Annotated in this window: 19 protein-coding genes and 1 tRNA gene; 12 read left to right on the forward strand and 8 right to left on the reverse strand. The window is 59.4% G+C overall.

The genetic code is table 11. The features are described from left to right. Positions 1-111 precede the first annotated feature (111 nt). Positions 112-4,671, reverse strand: a complete 4,560-nt coding sequence (locus ACSQ26_RS11760; RefSeq protein ID WP_436008923.1) for a beta strand repeat-containing protein — start codon at positions 4,669-4,671, stop codon at positions 112-114. A gap of 209 nt (positions 4,672-4,880) precedes the next feature. Continuing rightward, a complete protein-coding gene (locus ACSQ26_RS11765) occupies positions 4,881-6,455 on the reverse strand; it encodes a caspase family protein (RefSeq protein WP_436008925.1) in 1,575 nt (524 codons plus the stop codon). Between the two features lie 241 nt (positions 6,456-6,696). Here ACSQ26_RS11765 and ACSQ26_RS11770 point away from each other — a divergent pair, with 241 nt between their 5' ends. Then, on the forward strand, positions 6,697-8,064 hold the full coding sequence (locus tag ACSQ26_RS11770) for a M10 family metallopeptidase (RefSeq protein ID WP_436008927.1): 1,368 nt from the start codon (positions 6,697-6,699) through the stop codon (positions 8,062-8,064). Between the two features lie 107 nt (positions 8,065-8,171). Here the strand turns inward: ACSQ26_RS11770 and tig are convergent, their stop codons facing one another. Beyond that, positions 8,172-9,665 carry a trigger factor gene (gene tig, locus ACSQ26_RS11775; protein ID WP_436008929.1) on the reverse strand — a complete coding sequence of 498 codons (1,494 nt, stop codon included), beginning with the start codon at positions 9,663-9,665 and terminating at the stop codon, positions 8,172-8,174. Positions 9,666-9,912: 247 nt separating this feature from the next. Further along, positions 9,913-9,997 (reverse strand) — tRNA-Leu (locus ACSQ26_RS11780). Positions 9,998-10,803: 806 nt separating this feature from the next. Here ACSQ26_RS11780 and ACSQ26_RS11785 point away from each other — a divergent pair. The 3 genes from ACSQ26_RS11785 to trmFO all read left to right on the forward strand — a co-directional run bounded on the left by ACSQ26_RS11785 (position 10,804) and on the right by trmFO (position 13,063). Next, complete coding sequence (locus ACSQ26_RS11785) at positions 10,804-10,947, forward strand: DUF1127 domain-containing protein (RefSeq protein WP_258161830.1); 144 nt, start codon at positions 10,804-10,806, stop codon at positions 10,945-10,947. A gap of 409 nt (positions 10,948-11,356) precedes the next feature. Next, positions 11,357-11,500: a DUF1127 domain-containing protein gene (locus tag ACSQ26_RS11790; protein ID WP_258161829.1), complete on the forward strand. Its 144-nt coding sequence runs from the start codon at positions 11,357-11,359 to the stop codon at positions 11,498-11,500. 111 nt (positions 11,501-11,611) lie between these two features. Then, a complete protein-coding gene (gene trmFO / locus ACSQ26_RS11795) occupies positions 11,612-13,063 on the forward strand; it encodes a methylenetetrahydrofolate--tRNA-(uracil(54)-C(5))-methyltransferase (FADH(2)-oxidizing) TrmFO (protein WP_436008932.1) in 1,452 nt (483 codons plus the stop codon). Here the strand turns inward: trmFO and ACSQ26_RS11800 are convergent. After that, a complete protein-coding gene (locus ACSQ26_RS11800) occupies positions 13,026-13,478 on the reverse strand; it encodes a hypothetical protein (RefSeq protein ID WP_436008934.1) in 453 nt (150 codons plus the stop codon). The genes trmFO and ACSQ26_RS11800 overlap by 38 nt on opposite strands. 257 nt (positions 13,479-13,735) lie before the next feature. Continuing rightward, positions 13,736-15,808: an OmpA family protein gene (locus tag ACSQ26_RS11805; RefSeq protein ID WP_436008936.1), complete on the reverse strand. Its 2,073-nt coding sequence runs from the start codon at positions 15,806-15,808 to the stop codon at positions 13,736-13,738. Positions 15,809-16,120: 312 nt separating this feature from the next. On the opposite strand from ACSQ26_RS11805, the gene ACSQ26_RS11810 reads away from it, so the two are divergent. The 7 genes from ACSQ26_RS11810 to ACSQ26_RS11840 all read left to right on the forward strand — a co-directional run bounded on the left by ACSQ26_RS11810 (position 16,121) and on the right by ACSQ26_RS11840 (position 21,593). Further along, complete coding sequence (locus ACSQ26_RS11810; protein WP_436008938.1) at positions 16,121-16,900, forward strand: ABC transporter substrate-binding protein; 780 nt, start codon at positions 16,121-16,123, stop codon at positions 16,898-16,900. A gap of 99 nt (positions 16,901-16,999) precedes the next feature. Then, positions 17,000-17,869: an ABC transporter permease gene (locus tag ACSQ26_RS11815; RefSeq protein ID WP_436008940.1), complete on the forward strand. Its 870-nt coding sequence runs from the start codon at positions 17,000-17,002 to the stop codon at positions 17,867-17,869. Next, complete coding sequence (locus ACSQ26_RS11820) at positions 17,866-18,696, forward strand: ABC transporter permease (RefSeq protein WP_436008942.1); 831 nt, start codon at positions 17,866-17,868, stop codon at positions 18,694-18,696. Before ACSQ26_RS11815 ends, ACSQ26_RS11820 begins: the two co-directional genes overlap by 4 nt. A gap of 102 nt (positions 18,697-18,798) precedes the next feature. Next, entirely contained in the window at positions 18,799-19,065 is a 267-nt protein-coding gene (locus ACSQ26_RS11825; protein WP_436008944.1) for an usg protein, read from the forward strand. A gap of 61 nt (positions 19,066-19,126) precedes the next feature. After that, complete coding sequence (locus ACSQ26_RS11830) at positions 19,127-19,960, forward strand: methyltransferase domain-containing protein (protein ID WP_436008946.1); 834 nt, start codon at positions 19,127-19,129, stop codon at positions 19,958-19,960. Between the two features lie 71 nt (positions 19,961-20,031). After that, a complete protein-coding gene (locus ACSQ26_RS11835; RefSeq protein ID WP_436008948.1) occupies positions 20,032-20,904 on the forward strand; it encodes an NAD(P)-dependent oxidoreductase in 873 nt (290 codons plus the stop codon). Next, positions 20,901-21,593 carry a DNA alkylation repair protein gene (locus tag ACSQ26_RS11840; protein ID WP_436008950.1) on the forward strand — a complete coding sequence of 231 codons (693 nt, stop codon included), beginning with the start codon at positions 20,901-20,903 and terminating at the stop codon, positions 21,591-21,593. Before ACSQ26_RS11835 ends, ACSQ26_RS11840 begins: the two co-directional genes overlap by 4 nt. 54 nt (positions 21,594-21,647) lie before the next feature. Here the strand turns inward: ACSQ26_RS11840 and ACSQ26_RS11845 are convergent, their stop codons facing one another. Together ACSQ26_RS11845 and ACSQ26_RS11850 are read right to left on the reverse strand one after the other, a co-directional pair. Next, a complete protein-coding gene (locus ACSQ26_RS11845; RefSeq protein ID WP_436008952.1) occupies positions 21,648-22,136 on the reverse strand; it encodes an Lrp/AsnC family transcriptional regulator in 489 nt (162 codons plus the stop codon). Positions 22,137-22,202: 66 nt separating this feature from the next. Further along, positions 22,203-22,847, reverse strand: coding sequence for a uracil-DNA glycosylase family protein (locus ACSQ26_RS11850; protein WP_436008954.1), 645 nt, complete (start codon positions 22,845-22,847; stop codon positions 22,203-22,205). A gap of 196 nt (positions 22,848-23,043) precedes the next feature. On the opposite strand from ACSQ26_RS11850, the gene ACSQ26_RS11855 reads away from it, so the two are divergent. Further along, positions 23,044-24,579, forward strand: coding sequence for a sensor histidine kinase (locus ACSQ26_RS11855; RefSeq protein WP_436008956.1), 1,536 nt, complete (start codon positions 23,044-23,046; stop codon positions 24,577-24,579). The last annotated feature ends 1 nt before the right edge of the window (position 24,580 follow it).

Here is a 24,580-nt window from a genome sequence, read left to right on the forward strand (position 1 = left end):
AAGTCGTAAGAATCAAGCTTTCCCGACTTTATCCGAAACAGCCACGGGATGTGAAACGCAAAAAGGGCGCGACTTGCGCCGCGCCCTTTCGTTCGATTTGGAAACTTCTTCTTAGAAGGAGAAGTCGTTGGTGGACAGGTCGTTTGCATTGACCAGGTTCAGCTTGACTTCCATGTCGGCCGAACCGTCGCCATCAAGGTCAACCTGCAGCGTATGGGTGCCATTGTCGAAACGAATTTCGGTATGGCCGCTGGAGGCAAACGCCGCGCCTTCGAGGTAGGTGAAGGTGCCGCCGGTCTGCAGACCGGAGAAGACCAGCTTGTCGGTGTTGGCAGTGAAGTCATAGATCGTATCTGCGGCACCCGTCGCGGACTGGTTTGCAGCCGTGAAGATGAACAGATCCGAACCCGTACCACCGCTGACATCCTGCAGGCCCTGGCTGAAGGTGATCTTGTCATCACCGGTGCCGAGGTCGATGCTCGCGTTCTGCGTGCCGGTCAGGATGATGACGTTCGAACCCGCACCGCCGATAACGACTTCCGCGTTGGAGATCGTTGCCGTGCCGGCTGCCGCAAAGAACACATAGTCGGTGCCCGCATCAGCGTCGATCGTCGTGCCGGAGTAGTTCGCCGTCAGCGTGATCGAGTCATCAGCAGCGCTACCGGTGATGGTTTCGATCGAGGTGAAGGTCGCAGTGACTGCAAGATCGAACTCCAGGCTGTCATTGCCGGCGCCGAGGTTGAAGCTGCCCGCCGTGGTGGCCGTGTCGACGGTGACAGTGTCGTTGGACGTGCCACCGACGATCGACTCGACGTTGCTGATCGTCAGGACGTTCAGGTAGTTGTCGAGCGTGACCTTGTCGGTACCAGCATCGAGGTCGATCTCGACGCCGTTCGCCACACCGATGAAGGTGATGCGATCGTCGCCGCCACCGCCGGTGATGGTTTCGATACCGCTGACCGTCACCGTGTTACCGGCGGCGCCCAGGATCAGTTCGTCGCTGCCGGTATCGAGCAGGATGGTACCGGCATAGCTGGTTCCGGCCACTTCGATCTTATCAGCGCCAGTGCCGCCGATGATCGTTTCGATATTGGCGACCGTCAGGTCGTTGGTCGCGTTGAACAGGACCAGCCTGTCATCGCCACCGCCAAGGTCGATGTTGCCACCGACGATGCCACCGGCGAAGGTGATCGCATCGGAGGTCGCACCGCCGACGATCGATTCGACATCCAGCATGGTTGCCGTCACCGAGTCCGTGGACCAGGTAACGATGTCCGTGCCGCCATCGAGATCGAGCAGCTTGATGATGCTCGCGCCAGTCAGCGTGATTTCATCGACGGCGGCCGAACCGGAGATGGTTTCGGCACCCGTCACCGTCAGCGTCGCGCCGGTTGCGAAAGTCAGCGAGTCGGAGTTACCGGCCCCGAGATCGATCACGCCGCCCGTCCAGGCGCCGGTCAGCACGATCGTGTCGGCCAGCGTACCACCAGTCACGGTTTCCACACCAACAAGCGTTGCGTTGTTGTTGTAGTTGCCGAACTTGATCGTGTCGTCGCCTGCCTTGAGATCCATCGTGCCGTCGAAGGCTTCACCGAAAGTGATGCTTTCGTTGCCAACGCCACCGATGATGCTTTCGGTGCCGTAGAGCGTAACCGTTGCACCGCTGGCACCCGTGTCGAGAACGTCCGCACCAGCGCCGAGCTTGATGACGCCGCCGGCATAACCGGCGCTGTCATTGAGGACGACGAGATCGGCGACGCCGCTGCCGTTGATGACTTCGACGCCAACCACGGAGACGGTGTTGCCGGCTGCGTTCAGGTTAAGAACGTCAGCAGTGCCGCCACCGAGGTCGATTTCGACCGCTGCAGTCGTGCCGAGCGAGATCACATCGACGCCAGCCTTACCGGTGATGGTTTCGGCATCGCTGACTGTGACGGTACCACCGCCGGCAGCTGTGATCAGTTCGTCAGTGCCTGCACCGAAGACGACCGTGGCACCAGCCGTTGCCGCACCGAAGGTCACGGTGTTGTCGCCGGTTCCAGAGGTGATGGTTTCAACATTCCAGGCAGTGATAGTGGTATTCTCGTCATCGAAGATCAGCTGGTCGATACCCTTGCCGAGATCGATTTCGCCGCCCTGGTATTCGCCACCCAACGTGACAGTGTCGGCCGAGTTGCCGCCGAGAACCGATTCAACACCCGTCAGCGTGACGGCGTTGACGAAGTTGCCGAGTTGCACCTTGTCGGTGCCGGCATCGAGATCAACTTCCGTCAATGCAGCGCCCGTGAAGATCACCGTGTCGTTGCCGATATCACCGGTGATGGTTTCAACGGCCTTGACCGAGACGATACCACCGCCAGCAGCCAGCGTCAGATCGTCGTTGCCGAGGCCGCCGTCGATGCTGATGCCGAGCAGCGACGGGTCGCCGGCCGCACCGGTGACAAGCGCGACCACATCCGCATCGGCCGAGCCGGTGATGCTCTCGACGCCCGTGAGGGTAACGTCGTTGGTGCCGCCTGCGGCGAGCTTGACTTCGTCCTTGCCGAGGCCGAGATCGATGTCACCCTGGAAGTCATCCAGGAAGACGATCTTCTGGGCACCAAGGTTGCCGGTGATCGTTTCAGTGTTGGAAACGGTTACGGTCACGCTGGCGTTGAGGTTGAGCGTATCGCCACCGATGCCGAGATCGACTTCCATCTTGGTCTGGTCGGCGGTCACGGTGATCAGATCATCGAAGCCCGAACCGGTCAGGGTTTCGACATTCGCGATGCTGGCGGTGTTGGTTGCATCGGCGGTCGAAAGGTCGAGATGGTCGAAGCCGGTGCCGAGGTTGATGACCGAACCCGTCGACTGATCATCTATATGGACGATATCGACGACCTTGCCGCCAACGATTTCTTCAACGCCCTTGAACGTCACATCGTTTGCGAAGGAACCGAGCGTGACCTTGTCGAGGCCGTCGCCGAGATCGATGTAGCCGCCCGTGAGCAGCGTACTGACCGTGACGACGTCGGTATTGTTGCCAGAACCGGAGGTGACGCTCTCAACGTTGAAGATCGTGAAAGTGCCGCCCGAGTCGCTGATGTCGAGGACGTCCGCTCCGCCGGCCAGATCGATCAGTGCGCCAGCCGGATTGTCGGTGATGACGATCGTGTCGGCGGAAGCCTTGCCGAGGATCGATTCAGCGCCGGAAACGGAGATCGTGTTGTCCTGGTTGGCCAGGACGAGCGTGTCCTTGCCGAGGCCCGCGCCGAGATCGACAACATAGGCGCCGCCTGCGGTGGTTGCCGTGTCGAGGATAACGTAATCGGAAGAAATGCCTCCGGTAATCGCTTCGACATCCTTGACGGTGAGCGAGTTGACGGCATCAGCAAGCGTGAGAACGTCGGCACCGTCGCCGCCGTTGATGCTGGTGCGGGTCAGCGCGCCAACCGCAACGAACGTATCGACATCCGTACCGCCGATAACGGTTTCGATGCCGGAGATGGTGACGATATTGACGTTGTCGTCGAGCGTCAGCTTGTCGTCGCCGAGGCCGAGATCGATCTTGCCGACAAAGGCGCCATCGGTTGTGACCTGGTCAACGCCTGCGTTGCCCGTGATGGTTTCCACGCCCATGACAGTGACGTTGTTGGCGAACTTGCCGAGTTGCAGCCTGTCGCCAGTGCCGCCCTTCAGGTCGACCAGAAGATTGGCCGCGCTGAAGAAAGTGACGAAGTCGTCGCCGGCGTCGCCGGTCAGCGTTTCGACATTGGCGACCGAGATCGTGGTGCCGGTGTCATCAAGCGTCAGGGCGTCGGCGCCAGCGCCGAGATCGTAGGCAGCGCCGGCAACCGTGCCGTCGATGAACACCTGGTCCGCACCGGCGTTGCCGAGCACGCTTTCGACGTTGAGAACGGTGATGACGTTGACGAAGTTGCCGAGGCGGACGATATCCTTGCCGAGGCCGAGGTCGACCTTGGTGGTTGCCGTTGCATCGGTGAAGGTGACCTGGTCGACGAGCGAGCCACCAACGATCGATTCGATTTCGGCAACCGCGACGCTGTTGGCAAAATCGCCAAGACGCAGTTCATCGACGCTGTCGCCGAGGTCGATGACACCCTTTGCGAAGGCCGTGGAGACCGTCACCACATCGTTGCCGTCGGCACCGATGACCGTTTCGATATTGGCAACGGTGATCGTGGCGCCGGCATCGGCGAGCGACAGCTGGTCGTTACCGGCCAGGAGGTCGATTTTGGTGCCGGTAAATTCGGTGTCGAGCGTGATGATGTCGGACAGAATGTTGCCCGTCAGGATTTCGACATTGCCGATGGTGAACTCGTTGTTGAACTTGCCGAGAAGCACCTTGTCTTCGCCGGCACCGAGGTTGATGTCGACATTCTTGGCTGCCTGGCTGAAGATGACGTATTCGGTCACGTCACCGCCGACGATCGTCTCGATGTTCGACACAGTCACCGTGCCGCCGTCATCCGAGAAGGTGAGTCTGTCATCGTCACCACCAAGATTGATGGAGCCGTTGGTGATAGCACCGTCGAGAAGGATCAGATCGGAGCCCGTCGAGCCCTTTACCGATTCAACGGACGTGATGGTGATGGTATTGCCATCACCCTGGAGTTCCAGCTTGTCGTAGCCCCCGCCGAGATCGAGCTGATCGGCGTCAGATTTTTTCAAGATAATAAGATCTGTTTTATTAGTACCCACAACGGTAGACAGGTCATTGACCGTTATCGTTGTACTGGCCGCAGCTGCACGAGATTTAGACATTAAATTGGCCCCTTATTTTCCAACTTCGGGGCGATCCTATGCGGCAAACCTTACTTAAACCTTACTTATGGTTACCGCAAAAGTTACACTTTTAAATATTTCTATAATTGAAACAGCTAATATACTCTTGTGTAAAGTGGAAGTATGGCAATTGACGAATCAGTACCATCTATCCGTTGTGAAAGCGCGGCCAGCAATTCTTTCGGCGTCACACCGCGTTGAAGTATTGCTCCGATTGCTTCGAGTGATTCATCAGATGAAATGACGACAAGGTGATCCGAACCGAACGGCTCGACAACTTGCACTTCCTTCAGTGGTGTCTTAAACTGCGGCTCTCCATTGAGCACCATGTCAAGAAACTGGATTTCGCCGGTGTTGGCGAGATTGAAGACCAGCATATTCTTGTAGTCGCCGCGGATCGCCTCAAATTTTATATGCTCACTGGCCAGATATATCTGTTTCTCGGGAGACACGATGATCTTGCCCGGATTCTGCGAGGCGATGGCTTTCAGGAAATCGAGCAGAATGAACTTCGAGACGATGTCGTTGACCGTGAACGCGCTGACTTTCTCGGCGACGACGTCCCCATTCGGCGAGCGGAACAGGCCGGTCGTGGCATCCCATTCATAGGTATGTGCGCCTTTCTCTATGTCTTCAGGCATCACGTCCGTTCCCTTGACAGTGAGCGGCAGCAACGGGTCGAATCCCAGTTCGCGTGCCCGGACCATCGGCCGGCGACCGGTCTTTTCGGCCGGACGGACCGACGAAGACGCCATTTCCGGCATCTGCGTGACGCCGAACAGCGCCTCGTTCGCGTCACGGGCGGCCACCGGGGTAAATACGGGCGTCTGCAGTGATTCGGAGCGCATCCTCACCGTTGCCAGCACATAGTCCTCGAGCTCGATTCGAGTGACGGTGCCGTCGGCATTGCGGTCGGCCTTGCCTTCCACCGCCCGTGCGAAAGCCCAGGAGAGCGCGCCGCGCGAGCGACCCTCGATCACCACTTCCGGCACCGGAAGCGCTTCCGAGGTTGCAGCCAGCATGGTGACGTTTGCCGGGGTGCGCGACTCGGGCTCGGCTACGGCACTACTACCGGCGCTGCCGCTGACCATGGCCAGCAATTCGCCGAGCACGCGGCTGTCGCCGAACTCGACATAGCGGAGCTTGCCCCTCACCGCCCGGTTCATGCCGCCCGCGTGGCACGAATCGGAGACAAAGACGACCTTGATGCCGCGCGTGCCCGCCTCGGTGAACCATTGATGCAATTCGTTGTCGAACACCGATTCCTTCCACGTCTCCTTGAGGTTCTTGGGGTCGAAGCCCGGCAGTACCCAGAACTCGTCCAGCCCGTCGTTCTCGTCGCCCTGGACGATCTGCTTGATCTGCGCACCGTGGCCGGCATAGGTCACGAAGATCGTGTCGCCCTCGCGCGCATCATTGAGAAGCGTCGTCCAGGCGTTGACGATATTCTGCTTGGTCGCCTCCCGATCCATGAGGGATATGATTCGTGTCGTGCCCTTGCGGCTGAGCGCCGTGGCAATATCCTCGGCATCATTGCGCGCGCCATCAAGGCTCGGCACGGCCTTGTACTCGTTGATGCCGATCACGAGAGCGAAGGAATTGGCCGCCTGAGCCAGACCGGGCACGGCGAGAATCAGGCCAAGCATCAGAAAACGCAGGCAGATCGGCATGAATGTCCCCCGGGATTTGGCGCTGTAAGAGAGCAGGGCGTAGAAATTGCCCTATTTCTATCAGAAACGGTTCGCGGATCACCGATATTCTGGCTCGGCGCAAAAAGATTCGCGCCAGCATGCCGTGCGAAACCTGCATCACAAGAATAGGAGTGCCGCGCGAAGACCGTGCCGGGACGCTGCCCTTACGGCTGCACCCGACATCCAGGCCTGACGCGTATTTCGCAACGAGGAAAATCCCATGACCGGAACGGACAGGCATACCGTCGAGCATCAGTCTCACGCGGCGGCGCGCACGGCCGCAGGGCAGGTTTCAAAATCCGGCAACGCGCTCACCGACGGCGTGCTCTCGGGTTTCGAATGGAAAACCGCCGATATCACCTATGCCTTTCCGGATGCTGCGAACGATTACAGCTACGGACCGGAAAAGAACAAGAATTTCCACGTCGTCTCGAGCGAGATCGAGACTGCCGTGCGGCGCATTCTGGATGCGGAAAGCGATGGCATCATTGCCAATGATGGGTTTTCGGTTGAAGGCCTTACGAGCCTGAACATCTCGGAAGGCGCCGACGACAGGACGGCGGTGCTGCGCTATGCGGAATCGAGCGCGGCCAACCCAACCGCCTATGCCAACTATCCCGGGAACGCTTCTGTCGGCGGAGATGTCTGGCTCGGCCGCTCCAAGACCGACAGCTTCTATCCCGACGCGGATATCGGCAGCTATGAGTTCGCCGTCATGATGCATGAAACAGGCCACGCCCTGGGTCTCAAGCATCCTCACAAGGCCGAAAGCTACGACAAGATCAAGACCGAACTCCACGGCCGGTACGACTCGCACGAATATACGGTGATGACCTATCACAGCTATGCGGGTGTCCATCACCCGTTCCTGACCAACGAGAGTTCCAGCTATCCCCAGACCTTCATGATGCTCGATATCGCCGCACTACAGCACATGTATGGCGCCGATTTCACGACCAACAACGGTACCACCGTCTACAAATGGGCGCCCGACAGCGGCAATACGCTGGTGAACGGGGTCATTGGTATCGAGCCCAACGTCAATGGCAGCGCGATCAATCGCATCTTCGCGACCATCTGGGACGGCGGCGGCGAGGACACCTACGATCTCAGCGACTATGACGACAGGGTGGTGGTCGATCTGCGCCCCGGCAAATCGTCACTCTTCAGCCAGTCACAGCGCGCCGACCTCGGCAACTATGATGGCCCAAGCAAGCACATGGCGAGTGGCAATATCTATAATACGCTGCTCTATCGGAGTAAGATGGAATCGCTGATCGAGAATGCCGTGGGCGGTAGCGGCGGCGACACCCTCTCCGGCAATGCGGCCAACAACGAGCTGACCGGCAATGGCGGCGACGACATATTCGTTTTCCGCAAGAATTCGAACCACGATGCGATCACCGACTTCGGGATCGGGGCCGATGTGATCAATCTCCGGAGCTTCGATATCCAGAACTTCACGAAGCTTGTCGGCAAGATGTCGGATGGTCTGGGAGGGGTCGAGATCAATTTCGGAAAAGGCGATCTGCTACTGATCGAGGGCGAAACAGTTGCGACGCTCGATGCCGGAGATTTTATGCTCTGACAAATGGTTAGATTGTTCTTTTAAAGCAACCTATGAAAAACAATGGCCGCCCCAAGAGGCGGCCATGTTTGCAATATCTGGTACCGGGAATGCTACCCAGCGGCCGATCACTCGGCCTTGTCGGCAGCCTTCTTCTTCGGAGCGGCCTTCTTCTTCGGGGCGGCATCGTCCGCAGCTTCTTCAGCCGCATCAGCCTTTGCCTCGGTCTTGGCGGCAGCCTTCTTCTTCGGCGCAGCCTTGGCTTCCTTGGCAGGCTTTCCGTCGCCTTCCTCGTCAGCCAGCAGCTCTTCCTTGGTCACGGTCTTGTCGGTGACCTGGATCTCGGTCAGGAGCTGATCGACAACCTTTTCTTCGAAGATCGGCGCGCGCAGGCCAGCGATGGCGCCCGGCGTGTTGCGGAAATATTCGATGATTTCCTTTTCCTGACCCGGGAACTGCGAGATCTGCGCATAGAGCGCCTTGTTCATCTCGTCCTCGGAGACCTCGACGCCGGCCTTTTCGCCGATTTCGGAGAGAACCAGGCCGAGCTTGACGCGACGTTCGGCGAGCTTGCGATATTCGTCGCGCGCCTTTTCCTCGGTCGTGTCTTCATCCTCGAAGGTCTTGCCGGACTGGCTGAGATCGGTGTTGATCTGGCGCCAGATCTGTTCGAACTCGGCGTCGACGAGCTTCTGCGGCGTGTCGAAAGCGTAGAGCTGGTCCATCTGGTCGAGCAGCTGGCGCTTCAGCTTCTGGCGGGTCATCGTGCCGAACTGGTTCTCGATCTGGCCACGAACGATCTCGCGCAGCTTGGCTTCGGATTCGAGGCCGAGCTTGGAAGCGAGTTCATCGTTGATTTCGAGCTTGTCAGGAGCGGCAACCGCCTTGACGGAGACGTCGAAGGTGGCGTCGTTGCCGGCGAGGTTCGCAGCCGGGTAATCGGCCGGGAAAGTCACGGTGATGGTCTTTTCGTCGCCGGCCTTGAGGCCGACCAGCTGGTCTTCGAAGCCCGGAATGAAACGGCCGGAGCCGATCACGAGTTCGGCGTTGGAATCCTTGCCGCCTTCGAAGGGAACGCCATCGACCTTGCCTTCGTAATCCATGGTGACGCGGTCGCCATCAGCGGCCTTGCCCTTCTTCTCTTCGTAAGAACGGGTGCTCTCGGCGATCTTGGCGATCTGCTCATCGACTTCCGATTCCGGAATTTCGACGACTTCGCGCGTCACCTTGATGCCGCTCACATCCTTGAGTTCGATCGCCGGGATCACTTCATAGGAGAGCGTGAATTCGAAATCGGCCTGGGCGTTGAGGATCTTGTCGGCTTCCTTCTCGTCCTCGGTCATCGCGATTTCGGGCTGGGTCGCGGACTTCTCGCCACGGCCGGAGAGGATTTCGGTCGGCTGCTTCTGGATGATCTCGTTGACGAGTTCGGCCATGACCGATTTGCCGTACATTTTCTTGAGATGCGCAGGCGGCACCTTGCCCGGACGGAAACCATTGATGCGGACGCGATCCTTGACCTCCTGGAGGCGCTCGTTCATCCGAGCTTCCATGTCACTCGCGGGAATGACGACCTTCAGTTCGCGCTTCAGCCCTTCAGCGAGCGTTTCGATAACCTGCATGTTCCTACCTTTATCTCTTCGCGGGCGGCGAAGTCCGGCCAGCCCGTCGTTTAAATGAGCCGCAACCGCCCATTCGTGGGGACGGCTTTATGCAAATTCACAAAAGTTTTGCAAGCGAAATGGGAGTCTGGCCCATCATTCAGGCTTATTTTTGCCCGATTCACACCATTGGAGGGTCTGGTGCGGTGAAGCGGAGCAAAGTCGAACCCGCGCGACGGGTTCGTCGGCGGCATCGCGCAAACATGATTGGTGCGGGTGAAGGGACTCGAACCCCCACGCCTCTCGGCGCCAGAACCTAAATCTGGTGCGTCTACCAATTCCGCCACACCCGCATCCATGCAATCGACCGGCGAGCCGGTCGAAGCGGGCCGTCATTAGCACCGCCCCTGTTGTATGCAAAGGAAAATCTTGTCGGATTACGCGACCGGAATCGGCGAAAGCCTCGCGCTAGCCGCTGGATGTTAATATTTCATTAACTTATTTGCGTCAAAGTGAATATATGAACTGATCGCAGACGCCCTGTCCGAGCCATGCGGCAGATGCATGGAGACCATGCCTATATTGCACTGCACAAATCGGAAAAGTCGTACTAGATTGGTCTCATCGAAAGGCGGAAGCTGATCGACAGAAGAAGCGGCCTTGGCGAGCCGCTGCCGGGGAGACCCGAAGAAGAGCCCGCTCGAAAGAGTGTAAGATATTCGGAGAACGCGCACTCCTCCTCCCAGCGCTTCTTCGATTTGACTGACAACACTCCTCCTCCCAGTTGTCAGTCATACTCAACGACGCCCACCGGATCTCCTCCCCCGGTGGGCGTTTTGAGTCTGGGCCGAACCTTGAAACGTCCAAATCAAACGCCGCCATCCAGCCGAAGATTTTCCCGCTCAACATGCGGCGTCGCTTATATGCCTAACTGTTGGGCAATTGCCGCAAATTCGCTGCAATGCTGCCGCGAAAGCGGCCGAACTGTGAACTTTTTGTTAAATATTATAGGTACTTAAGGCAGTGATTTGCACGGAATGCATAGGTGCACTGCCGTCAATGCGCTGGTTAATGCTGCAGCGCAATACTATCTTCCAATCATCGAATTCAAGAGGCGATGGTCATCCGGACCGGAAGCCAGATCGAAAGGAAAATGCACATGAACATCTCTCGCGCTTACAACAACTGGGTCAAGTATCGCCAGACCGTTACCGAACTCGGCCGCATGACGAACCGCGAACTTGCCGACCTCGGCATCGCTCGCCAGGATATCCGCAACGTTGCCCGCCAGGCCGTTCGCTAATGACTGACTGAACGATCCCCGCAAGGGATCGATCTGAGGAGTAATCCTCGAACTAAAAAGTCCTCCCCAAGACAGAAAAGCCGCCGGCGCAATCCGGCGGTTTTTTGTTGTCTGCGTGTCAGTGGGAAATGCTGCATGCGCGAACACAACAGAGACCGCTCCACGGCCGATCTGCGCCCCGCCCGCTACCCTTGACCAGATTTTAAAAAACCCCAGTTTTCCAGTTCTTTGCGGCGTTAACCTATGGCGCGATTTTCATCCCAGCCTGTTTTCTGTGCGACGCATGCTTAAACGCATAGCAGGTGCATATTATTTGCACTGCACAATCTAATTATATGCGCGTATAACGAGGTCAAGTTTGAGGCACGGCAAAAAGCCGGAGCAAATTAAGTCTAAAGAGGAAACACCGATGAACCCGCTTCGTATCGCCCTTAACTGGGTCCAGTATCGCCGCACTCTGTCCGAGCTCTCCAACCTGTCGAACGACACGCTCAACGACATCGGCGTCAACCGCTACCAGATCCGCAACATTGCGGCCCGCTCTTTCCGTTAAGGGATTTGCGTGAGAACGTTTTAAAGCGCCGCCCCTCCCAGGCGGCGTTTTCGATTCCGGGCCTTGCCACCGGGATTGGTCTTGCCGCCTTTTGGTGCTAATAGCCCGCGCATGACGAAAGCACCCTCTCCTATCCATATCATCGGCGGCGGCCTGGCCGGCTCTGAAGCCGCTTGGCAGATCGCAAGCCGCGGCATTCCGGTTATCATCCACGAAATGCGCGGCCTTCGCATGACGGACGCCCACAAGACCGACAACCTGGCCGAACTCGTCTGCTCCAATTCCTTCCGCTCCGATGATGCGACCTCCAATGCCGTTGGCGTGCTGCATGCCGAGCTTCGCCTTGCCGGATCGCTGATCATGGCCGCGGCCGACGCCAACCAGGTGCCTGCGGGCGGCGCACTTGCCGTCGATCGTGAAGGGTTTGCTGAAGCAGTGACCGCCAGGGTGATGGCGCATCCACTGATCACCGTTGTGCGCGAGGAAATCACCGGCCTGCCGCCCGCGGAATGGAACAATGTGATCATAGCCACGGGCCCCCTCACCGCGCCCGCACTGGGCGAAGCGATCGCCCGCGAAAACGGCGCCGATTCCCTCTCCTTCTTCGATGCGATTGCACCGATCGTCCACCGCGATTCGATCAATATGGATGTCGCCTGGTACCAGTCGCGCTACGACAAGGTCGGGCCGGGCGGTACGGGCAAGGACTACATCAACTGCCCGATGGACCGCGAGCAGTACGAGGCCTTCGTCAATGCGTTGATGGCCGGCGACAAGACCGTCTTCAAGGACTGGGAGCATGTGCCCTATTTCGACGGCTGCCTGCCGATCGAGGTTATGGCCGAACGCGGTCCCGAGACGCTACGCCACGGCCCGATGAAGCCGATGGGCCTGACCAATGCGCATAACCCTGGTGTCAAGGCATACGCCGTCGTGCAACTCCGGCAGGACAATGCACTCGGTACGCTCTACAACATGGTCGGTTTCCAGACGAAGCTGAAATACGGCGCGCAGACCGAGATCTTCAGGATGATTCCGGGGCTGGAGAATGCCGAGTTCGCCCGCCTCGGCGGCCTGCACCGCAACACCTATATCAATTCGCCCGTGCTGCTCGACATGAGCCTGCAGCTCAAGTCACGGCCGGGGCTGCGGTTTGCCGGCCAGATCACCGGCTGCGAAGGCTACGTCGAGAGTTCGAGCATCGGATTGCTCGCGGGCCGTTTCTCCGCTGCCGAACGCCTGGGCGAGCCGTTGGCTCTTCCGCCGGTCACCAGCGCGTTCGGCGCCTTGCTCAACCACATCACCGGCGGGCATCTCGTTTCGGATGACGAGCCGGGCAAGCGCTCGTTCCAGCCGATGAACATCAATTTCGGGCTTTTTCCGGAGCTGCCGCCCGGCGCGATCACGCGTCCCGACAATGGCAAGCGTTTCAGGGGCAAGGAAAAATCGGCTGCGAAAAAACAGCTGGTGGCTGAACGGGCGCTGGAGGATTGCCGCGCATGGCTCGGCCTGCCGCCAGCCCAGGTCAGGCGTGACTTGGAAGCTGGAATTCCGGCTGAATAGCAGCGCTGACGCTGCCGAGGATCCAGAGCGACACTTCGGCGGCCTCCTTCTGCGAGCGGAATTCGAACGTGCCGCTCAGGGCCTTCATGCCAGGGAACTCGATCGTCAACTCTTTACCGTCCTGGGATGCGGATAGCCGCAACTCGGAGGGATCGATCAGGTGGCAAAGGTCTCGTTTGCCATTGCGGCGCATGACGCCGGTGCGGCCGGTCCACAGGCGCAGGAACACCATTTCTCCATCGGCGGACATCAGGACATGGCGGATCGCCTCGTCGGAATAGGCGCGGCCGAATTCAAGTATCGCCAGGCCAGCGTCGAATCGCTCTCCGTCGGCTTCCGTCCTGAGCAAATTGGTTGCCCAGAAGAAGAAGCCGAGAAACACAGACAACACGATGAACCAGAACAGCAGGGTCATGTCCGACTCTCAAGATTTCCGCATCTTCTTAAGGCTCGAAGCTTGCGCGAAATTTGAACGTCTCAGCATACCATAATGTTGTGGAAACCCGCCAGGAAGCGCGAACGTGGTTACCGCCGCCTCAACGCCGGTCCTCCCATTCGCCCAAAGCATGCCATGTCCGGCAGCGCACTGCAGAAACTTTGCATTCGACAGTGCGCGAACAAAAACGCCGGAACATCAGTCCCGGCGTTCTCGCTAACCAATCGTTGTGCCGATCAGTTCTCGGACACTTCCGCCGGACGCACCAGCGGGGTGATGCGGCGGATGGTGACGCGGCGATTCTCACGCTCGTCTTCATCGGTGTCGATCTTGAGGTAGCGCTCGCCATAACCCTGGGTCACAAGGTTCTCGGCCGGTATCTCGAAGAGTTCCGAGAGCACGCTCGCCACCGATTCGGCGCGCTCGTCGGAGAGGACGAGGTTGGATTCGTCGGAGCCCACCGCGTCGGTGTGGCCTTCGATCAGGAAGGTCTCACCCGGATTGCGGTCAAGAATTCCGTTGATCGCCTCGGCCACCTTCCTCAACGAAGATGCCTGATCGCGAGAAATCTCGGCGCTGCCAGTGTCGAAGGTGATCGTATCGAGGTCGATACGGCGCACCTTGTCGCGGATACGCGCGGAGTTCTTCACCTCATCGACCGAATAAACACGCTCGACCTGCTCGACCGGCGGCTCGGAGAGGAACTCGTCATAGTCGCGGTCCGGATCGCTGGACACGTCGATGATGTAGTCCTCGACCGGAATGCCGAGACGCATCGGCGGCAGTTCGTCGCCGGGATCGCGCAGGTAAAGCCGGTCGCGGCCACGTTCGAGATCGGGGGAATAGAAGATCACGATCTCGACGTCGCGGTTGTCGATGCGCGAGCGGCGAATGATCTCACCCCAACGATTGCGGATGGTGACGATCCGGTCGCCGTTCGGACGGATGACCACTTCCTTGATGCGGTCGTCCCGCAGACGCTCGTAGCGGATGTCGCCGTCGCGGCCGAGGCGAATGCGGTCGTCGCTGCGAATGACGATCTTGCCGTCGAGGTCGAAGACCACGCGGATGTCGTCGCCCTTGCCGATGACCTTGCCCTCCGGCCGGCGATAGCCGCGGAAGTCGTCGATCCGCTCGCCTTTGACGTCGATGTCGTTCTTAATGACGATCTTGACGTCAGTGTTCTGGGCGTCCTTGTCGGACTTCGGCACGCGGACTTCCTGGACCTCTTCGCGCTGGCGCTTGCGGCGCTCACGGTTGGCACCGCTGTTGTCGGCGTCCTTGTCGCTGTCGAGCACGGCAGCACCGTTCTCGACCGGCAGGACCACGGTGTCGGTGGTCTTGGACGGATCCTTGGCGACTTCCTCGCGCTTTTCGATCGCTTCGGGCGTATCGGCCTCGGCCTGGTCGCGCTTCTTCTTTTTGCGATCCCTGCTCATGTTGACGATGTCTTCGTCAGTCACTTCGCCGGCAGGCTTGGCATCCTGCTGCCCATCCTCGGCCTGCTGGGCGTCGTCAGCCTGCTGCTGCTTCTTGCGGTTCTTGCGCACCGGTTCCTCGGTGTCGGCAGCGTTCTGCTCTTCGGCCTGGCCATCCTGCTGGGCCTGCTTCTTGCGCTTGCTCTGATTGACGATGTCCTCGTCGGACACACCCTGGTCGGCCTGCTGCTGCTTCTTGCGATTCTTGCGAACGGGTTCTTCCACAGCCTCGGCATTACCAGCCGGCTGCGCTTCTTGCATCTGCTGTTCTTCGGCTTGTTTCTGCTTCTTGCGGTTTTTGCGAACCGGCTCTTCCACGGCGTCGGCATTATCAGCCGGCTGCATTTCCTGCGTCTGCTGTTCTTCGGCCTGCTGACGCTGCTTGCGATTCTTGCGAACAGGCTCTTCCACGGCCTCGGCGTTGTCGGCAGGTTGCGTTTCCTGCATCTGCTGCTCTTCGGCCTGCTTGCGCTGCTTGCGATTCTTGCGGACGGGCTCTTCTACGGCCTCGGCGTTGTCAGCCGGCTGCATTTCCTGCGTCTGCTGTTCTTCAGCCTGCTGACGCTGCTTGCGATTCTTGCGAACCGGCTCTTCGACAGCCTCGGCATTCGCCGGATCGGTCATCTGCTCCTGAGCGCCATCCTGCTGTTCCTGCTGCTTGCGGCGCTTCTTCGGAATCACCTCTTCTTCGCTCTGGACAGCGACAATCGGGCTCTGAGTCTGGATTTCGGCAGCCGGCTTGATCATCGAGGCCGACACCGGCAGGCTGTAGCCCGCAAGCGCCATGAAGGGTATCGCGGCCGTGGCAAGAAGCCTTGTCTTGAAAGCCATGGGGTTGTCCTCTCTTTATGTTTCGAATCCCGGGCAGACCCTGCCCAATTTGAGGGCTATTTTGTGGTCCCAGCCGTTGGGAACGGTGCCGTTTTTATTTGGTTCCGTATTTACCGCGCCTGAATCGGCGGTTCACTTGGCGTTCAGACTCATTGACAAGCTTCCGCAAAGATTTTGTAACGACCGCGCCTTTCCTGTTGCATTTGTGACGAGAAGCGTAGGAATATTCAGCCTGCGGGCGCGAATTCGCCCGCGAGCCGACCGGCACCAGCTAAAACAAGAGTGGGCCGGAACAACCTTAGGGGAAGAAAAATGCGACTGACAAAACGTCTCGCCCTTGCAGCCACCGTATCCGTATTGAGCGCGTTTGCTGGTGCAACGCTTGCCGCCGACAAGCTCGTGATCGGCACGGAAGGCGCCTATCCGCCCTTCAACAACCTGCAGGCCGACGGCACGCTTACCGGCTTCGACGTCGATATCGCCAAGGCGCTCTGCGATGAAATGAAGGTCGAATGCACCTTCGTGACGCAGGATTGGGATGGCATCATCCCCGCGCTCCAGGCCAAGAAATTCGATGCGATCATTGCTTCCATGTCGATCACGGCGGAACGCAAGGAGAAGGTCGACTTCACCAACAAATATTACAACACGCCGCCGGCGATTGCCGTGCCGAAGGATTCTGCTATCACAGAAGCGACCGAAGCCGGCCTCGACGGCAAGATTCTCGGCGCCCAGGCCTCGACCACGCATTCGAACTACGGCGAAGCGCATATGAAGAAGGCCGAGCTCAAGCTCTATCCGACCGCCGAGGAGTACAAGCTCGACCTCGTCAACGGCCGCGTCGATGCGGTGATCGACGACGTCGTGGTGCTCTCGGAATGGCTGAAGAGCGAGGACGGTGCCTGCTGCAAGCTCCTCGGCACGCTGCCGATCGATCCCGTGATCAACGGCGAAGGCGCCGGCATCGCCGTCCGCAAGGGCGACGACGCGCTGCGCGAAAAGTTCAATGCCGCGATCAAGGCGATCCGCGACAACGGCAAATACAAGGAAATCAACGCCAAGTATTTCAACTTCGATGTCTATGGCGGATAATCCGCGCATATCGTCATAAATGCTCGGCGGAAGGGTTGCCCTTCCGCCGTTTTTGTTTGAGATAAAAGATACAAGTCCGGGAACAGGACGGGGGAAAGCATGGAGAGTGAAGTCACCGTTACGACGGAGACTGATGCATCGTTTCTGGCGCCGCTATGGGGCGTCCTCGATTCGATTGCCGGCGCGATATGGGCGATCCTTCACCCCATCCTGAGCACGATCGACCCTCTTTGCGGCCCCATTGGCATTTTCAAGCTGTTCTTTTCGAACGGTGTCCTAGCGTGTGGCGACACGGGCTGGGGCGATGATGTGGCGAGCGGCTTCTATGTCACTGCCAGCCTCGCAATCTGCACGCTTCCTCTGGGATTGGTGATCGGCTTCTTCATTGCGCTGGCCAAGCAGAGCGACGAACCCTTTCTTCGTTCCGCCGGCGACATCTACACAACGATCTTCCGCGGCCTGCCCGAACTTCTGACGCTTTTCATCATCTATTTCGGATTGCCGCTGCTTCTCGAGAAGGCGTTGATGCCATTCGGACGCACCGAGCCGTTGGCCATCAATCCTTTCGTCGCCGGCATGGTCGCGATCGGCCTGGTGTTCTCGGCCTATTGCTCGGAAGTGCTGCAGTCCGCCTTCAAGGCAATCCCGCACGGCCAATACGAAGGCGGAGCCGCACTTGGGCTACACCGTGGGCAAACAATGCGGCTGGTGATCATTCCGCAGCTCATCCGCATTGCGCTGCCAGGGCTCGGCAATCTCTGGATGACGCTGCTCAAGGACACCGCATTGGTCTCGGCGATCGGCCTGCCCGACATTCTCCGCCAGAGCGGCATCGCTGCCAAAGTCACCAAGCAGGCGTTCTTCTTCTATGGCCTCGCCTGCATTCTCTTCCTGGTGCTGGCGATCCTGTCGTCCTTCATCTTCTCCTGGATCGAGACCAAGGCCCGGCGCGCGGAGGTACGGCATTGAGTATCGCCGAGACAATCATCCCACCACAGGCGCCGCCCCCACTTGGCCTCAAGGCGTTCACAGCGAGCCGCCTTGCCGGTATCATCTTCATGGGGATCTGGCTTGCCCTGTTCGCCGGTCTTGCCTTCTGGATGGTCACGGATTTCAGTGGCGACAAATTCGCCAAATATGGTCCCCGCATGCTCTGGGGCCTCGGGCTGACGCTGAAACTGGTCGGAACCTCGCTTGTCCTTGGCGCCATCCTGTCCCTGCCGATTGCGTTTGCGCGCATGAGCACATCGGCGGCGGTGTCCTCGATTGCCTATGGCTATGTCTATCTGTTTCGTGGCACGCCGCTGATCGCGCAGGTCTATCTGATCTATTACGGGCTCGGCAGTTTCAAGCATGCTTTCGAAACCGTCGGACTGTGGTGGTTCTTCAAGGATGCCTATTACTGCGCGCTGCTCGCCTTCGTACTCAATACCGCCGCCTATCAGGCTGAAATCCTGAGGGGCGCTATCCTGAGTGTGCCGCGCGGCCAGAGTGAAGCCGCCAAGGCTCTCGGCATCCATGCAATCCCGACATTCTTGAAGGTCATTCTTCCGCAGGCCCTGATGGTGGCGCTTCGCCCCTATGGCAACGAGATCATACTGATGGTGAAGGGCTCGGCGATCGTCGCGGTCGTCACCGTCTTCGACCTGATGGGCGAAACCAAATATGCATATTCCCGCACGTTCGATTTTCAGATCTATCTGTGGGCCGCGATCCTCTACCTCGCGGTCGTCGAACTGCTCCGCAACGTCTGGAACGCGCTGGAAAAGCGGCTGACGCGCCATCTGAAAAGGTAGACTGCCGCGAGCATGCCATATATCGGGCCTATAGTTAATGCTCGGTTAAGGTTGTTGTCGTTTCATTGTCATGTTCACGCAATCAACCAAGACGAGGTTGCCATGACAAACGATATGGAAATGCGGCTCAAGGGCTATGGACTGACCACCGCCGAAATCCTCTATCGCATGCCGGACCACCAGTCGCTGCTGCAGAAATTCATCTGGCAGCATTACGATCTGGCGCCGGAATTTCCCGAGATGAAATCCTTCCTGACGTTCTGGAAGGAGAAGATCGAGGGGCCGCTGCACTCCGTGCGCTACGTGCATTGGAAACTGATCTCGCCGACCGAGTGGCGGGCGCTGAAGGGCGACTTCATCCTTCACTGACCGTTGCATTTGGCCGCCCCCGCCTCTATGACCCGCGCAAACGGGTGACGAAGGCTGGGCCATGGCGAAGAAGAAGAAGAAGAAGATCGACGAGGCGGCGCTGGCCGCCGCCTATAACGAAGCGCTTGCGCTCGAAAAAGCGGGCGATTTCGATAAGGCCGCCAAGGCCTATCAGAAGGTGCTGGCGCTCGACCCCGAAGACCACGGTGGCGCGGCTGTGCGCCTCGCCTCGATGGGTCTCGGCGACGTGCCGCCCAAGGCGCCGGACGCCTATGTCAAGACGCTGTTCGACCAGCATGCGGCAGCCTTCGAAGACATTCTCGTCGACCAGCTCGAATACTGCGTGCCGTTGATGGTGCGCGAACGTATCGATACGCTGAAACTTGGTCCCTTCAAGAAGCTGCTCGACCTCGGGTGCGGCACCGGGCTGACGGGTGGAGCGTTGCGCGACATCTGCGGCGAGATGGTCGGTCTCGATCTCTCGGAGAACATGGTCGAGATGGCCCACGAGAAGGACCTCTACGAGACGCTTTACGTCGCCGAGGCCGCCGACTTCCTCGAGGACAACGAGGACGGCCCGTTCGATATCGTCACCGCTACCGATGTGCTGCCCTATGTCGGCTTCCTCGAAGAATTGTTCTTCGGCGTCGCCGACAACCTTGAAAAAGACGGCCTGTTCTTCTTCTCGTCCGAAACGCTTCCCGACGCTGTGCTCAACGGCCGCGACTTCATGGTCGGCCCGCATCAGCGTTTCGCGCATGCGGAGTCTTATGTCAGGAAGGTGCTTGCCTCGGCAGGCTTCGAGGTGGCCGAACTTGGCGGCATCACAGTGCGGCTGGAGGACGGAGAGCCGATACCGGGACATCTGGTGGTGGCGCGGAAAGTCGCGAACTAACCGCTGGCAGGCTTTCGCCTGATGGGACTTTCCGCTAAGCCTGCGGTCACAGGTTTAGAGGAGCATATCGCATGGCAAAAGTTGCCTTTATCGGTCTGGGCGTGATGGGTTACCCGATGGCGGGTCATCTCAAGGTCAAGGGCGGGCACGATGTCACCGTCTACAACCGGACGGCCATCAAAGCCGCCAACTGGGCCGCCGAATATGGCGGGCTGGTCGCTACCACGCCAGCACACGCCGCCGAAGACGTCGATTTCGTCTTTACCTGCGTCGGCAACGATGACGATCTGCGGTCGGTCACGATCGGGGACGAAGGTTGCATAGCAGGCATGAAGCCGGGCGCGACGCTGATCGACAATACGACCGCAAGCGCAGATGTGGCGCGCGAACTCGAAGCCGCTTGCGCCGCCAAGGGCTGCCACTTCGTCGATGCGCCGGTTTCCGGCGGCCAGGCGGGGGCTGAGAACGGCGTGCTGACGGTGATGTGCGGCGCCAAGCCCGATGTCTTCGAGCGCGCACGGCCGGTGATCGACGCTTACGCGCGGATGGTCGGGTTGATGGGTCCGGCCGGATCCGGCCAGCTTGCCAAGATGGTCAACCAGATCTGCATTGCTGGCCTGGTTCAGGGGCTTGCCGAAGGCGTGCACTTCGCCAAGCGCGCGGGTCTTGATGTCGAGGAATTGATGGCCGTGCTCGGCAAGGGTGCCGCCGGCTCATGGCAGATGGACAATCGCCACAAGACGATGAATGCGAGCAAGTTCGATTTCGGCTTCGCCGTGGACTGGATGCGCAAGGATCTTGCCATATGCCTGGACGAGGCGCGACGCAACGGCGCCAAGCTGCCGGTCACCGCGCTGGTCGATCAGTTTTACGGCGATGTGCAGCAGATGGGCGGAAAGCGCTGGGATACGTCCTCGCTGCTGGCGCGCCTCGAAAAGAAATGACGCTCGGCCCGGCCTCGTCCTCGGAAGAGATCATCGCGCATCTCAAGGGCATGCACGATGAGGCCAATATCGAGGGCATGGGCCGTTTCGGCATCAACACCGGGACTGCGCTCGGGATTTCCAACGCGGTGCTGCGGTCGGTCGCGCGACAAATAAAGCGCGACCACGGCCGCGCACTGGCGCTCTGGGCAAGTGGCATCCGCGAGGCGCGGCTGCTTGCCGCCTTTACTGCCGAGCCGAAGAAGATGACGACCGACATTGCCCGCGCCTGGGCGTCGGACTTCAACTCCTGGGAAATCGTCGACGGTGTCTCGGACCTCTTCTGCGATGCCGAACTTCAAGGTGACCTTCTGGCCGAATTCGCGGCCGACGAGCGCGAATTCGTGCGCCGCACCGCCTTTACGATGATAGCGTGGAGTGCCGTGCATATGAAGAAGGAGCCGGACGCCACCTTTATCGCTTGGCTACCGCTGATCGAGAGACACGCGACCGACCCGCGCAACTTCGTCAAGAAGGCCGTCAATTGGGCGCTACGGCAGATCGGCAAGCGCAATTCCGCCTGCCACGCCCCTGCCCTTGCTCTGGCGGAGAAGCTGGCGGCGAGCACCGACAAGGCCGCGCGCTGGATCGGCAAGGATGCTGTGAAGGAACTGTCCGGCGAGAAGGTGCTGGCGAAGATCGGACGCTGATATATGGCCGCTGAGCGCGGGCGGCAGGGGGCGCCAGAAGCGCCCCACTTTGTCCTAGTCTTCCATGCTCTTGGCCTGCTCGAGCATCATGTAGTCGAGGGGCAGTTCGGTCGTGTACTTGATCTGCTCCATCGCGAAGGCGGAGGAGACGTCGCGGATCTCGATCTTGGCGATCATGCGTTTGTAGAAGGCGTCATAAGCCGCGATATCTGGCACGGCGACACGCAGGAGATAATCGACATCGCCCGACATGCGGTAGAACTCGACCACTTCAGGGAATTCGGCGATGACCTCGGAGAAGCGCTTCAGCCATTCGATGGAGTGGGCATTGGTGCGGATCGAGACGAACACCGTGACCTTGGTGTTGACCTTGATCGGATCGAGGAGTGCCACGCGACGCTTGATCACGCCATCCTCTTCCATCTTCTGGATGCGCCGCCAGCAGGGCGTGGTGGAAAGCCCCACCTTCTTGGCGAGGTCGGCCACGGCGAGCGTCGAGTCCTCCTGTAGAAGTCTGAGGATTTTTCTGTCGAGCCGGTCCATTTCATGCCTCCGGTAAAATAATTTTCTCTCTCATATATGAATCTTTAGAAAAAAGGGAAAGCCGTTTCAGGAAATCCACCGCAAAACTTGCGCGCGGAGTTCCGGCAGCAACTCCGCCTCGAACCACGGATTTTTCTTCAACCAACCGGTATTGCGCCAGCTGGGATGCGGCAGCGGCAGCAGGCCGGCTTCGAGATGGGAGCGCCAGTTCCTCACAGTGTCGGTCATCGATTTCGCCGCATTGCCACCCAGATGCCAGGCCTGCGCATAGCCGCCCACCGCAAGGATAAGCCTGACTTGCGGCATCGACGAGATAGCCCGCGACCGCCAAAGCGGTGCGCATTCCTTGCGCGGCGGAAGATCGGAGCCATGCGCGTCATAGCCGGGAAAACAGAAGCCCATCGGCAGTATCGCGAATTTCGAGGGATCGTAGAACTGGTCGCGGTCCACGGCCAGCCATTGGCGCAGCCGATCGCCCGAGGCGTCGTTAAACGGAATGCCGGTTTCCTGCACCCGCAAACCCGGCGCCTGGCCGGCGATCAATATGCGGGCGGTGGCGGACAATACGGCAACGGGACGAGGCTCGTGCGGAAGCGGCCTGGTGGCAGCATCTCGGCAGATGCGACAGGTGGCGATTTCGGCAGAAAGCCTGTCGATTTCAGCAGGACCGGATTGGCCGATTGGTAAACGTATCTTGCCGTCGGACTGCATGTCATTCTCGCACAGTCAAAAGTCGTCTACCTGAAGTTTCCACCGCACACCGTTGATTCCAAAGGTTATTTTATCCGGTGTCGGCGGGAAGCATTTCGCCGTCATGGCAAACAAAGCCTTATCACGGAAGCATCTTCTTAATCATTGGCCGCTATTCTTCGGCGCAAGCGTGTTGTGCGGATTTCAGTATCGTATCATGAGTAAGAGCGCCAGTTCCTCGCCAGACAAGATCATCGTCTACCGCTCGCGCGCCTCGAAGAACCGCGACACGGCCAAGGCGGTCAGGGATACGCGCGAACGCCTGCAGACGTCGGGCCAGGCGATCAGCACTTATGAACGCGAAATGATGGATCTCCATCTCGCGGCCGTGCAGCAGAGCGCCGCGATCATGCCGTTCCTCATCATGATCGTCGGCCTCACGGCAAACTATTTCAACGGCGATCTCAACCTCTTTCCCTGGATGCTGGCTTCGCTTTGCGTGCATTCCGCCAACCTTCTGCTGGCCAGACAGGCGCGGAAGGGCAACAATTCCGCCGAAGATGCCGCGAAATGGCGTCGGCGGCTGATTGCCGGCCAATTGATCGCCGGCGTCTGCTGGGCCTGGTTCGCCTATAAGGGTTGCACCCAGTGCGGCGCGAGCTATTTCTTCTTCTTCAAGGGCGCCACGCTGCTCGTCGCGTTGTCGGCCACGTCGTTCGCGATGTTCATGCTGCGCGGCGCAACGTTGTTCACCTTTGCGCCCGTGGTGCTGGCGCTGGCGGTGGCATCCCTCATCGACCGCGATCCGCTCGATGTCGCACTGACGGCGGTGTTCACCGCCACGCTCGCCTTCTTCACCTTCATGACCGACCGGCTCTACAGTTCCAACGTCAAGCTGCTCTCCTTCCAGTCGGAAAAGGATGACCTGATCGCCGAGCTTGAAGTGGCAAATTCGATGTCCGACGAAGCCCGCCGCCGCGCGGAGGAGGCCAACCTCGCCAAGTCCCGTTTTCTCGCCTCGATGTCGCATGAGCTCCGGACGCCGCTCAACGCCATCCTGGGCTTTTCGGAGGTGATGGCGACGGAGGTCATGGGGCCGCTCAACAACCCGACCTACAAGGAATATGTTCAAGACATTCATGCTTCCGGCCAGCATCTGCTCGACTTGATCAACGAGATCCTCGACCTTTCGCGCATCGAAGCGGGACGCTACCAGCTCAACGAGGAATCGATCCAGCTTGTCGATATCACCGAGGACTGCATCGGCATGGTGCAGCTTCGCGCCCGCGCCAAGAATATCCAGATCGCCGACCAGTTCGAACCGGACATGCCGTCGCTCTGGGCCGATGAGAAGGCGATCCGGCAGGTCATCCTCAATCTGCTTTCAAACGCAGTGAAGTTCACCCCGCAGGGCGGCGAAGTGGTCGTCAAGGTGGGCTGGACGGCGTCCGGCGGCCAATATGTCTCGATCAAGGATAACGGCCCGGGTATTCCCGAGGACGAAATCCCTGTCGTGCTCTCGGCCTTCGGCCAGGGCTCGATCGCCATCAAGAGTGCCGAACAGGGCACCGGCCTCGGCCTGCCGATCGTGCAGGCGCTGCTGCACAAGCACGACGGCTCGTTCCTGCTGAAATCTCGCCTGCGCGAAGGCACCGAAGCCATCGCCATCCTGCCGGCCAAGCGTGTGCTGCAATCGGTGCCGGCGGTCGAGGATATGCAGGCAATCGACAGGAAGAGGAAGAGTTTCGCGTAAG

This window comes from Rhizobium sp. LjRoot254, assembly GCF_964254105.1.
In the GTDB taxonomy this organism is placed as follows: domain Bacteria; phylum Pseudomonadota; class Alphaproteobacteria; order Rhizobiales; family Rhizobiaceae; genus Rhizobium_E.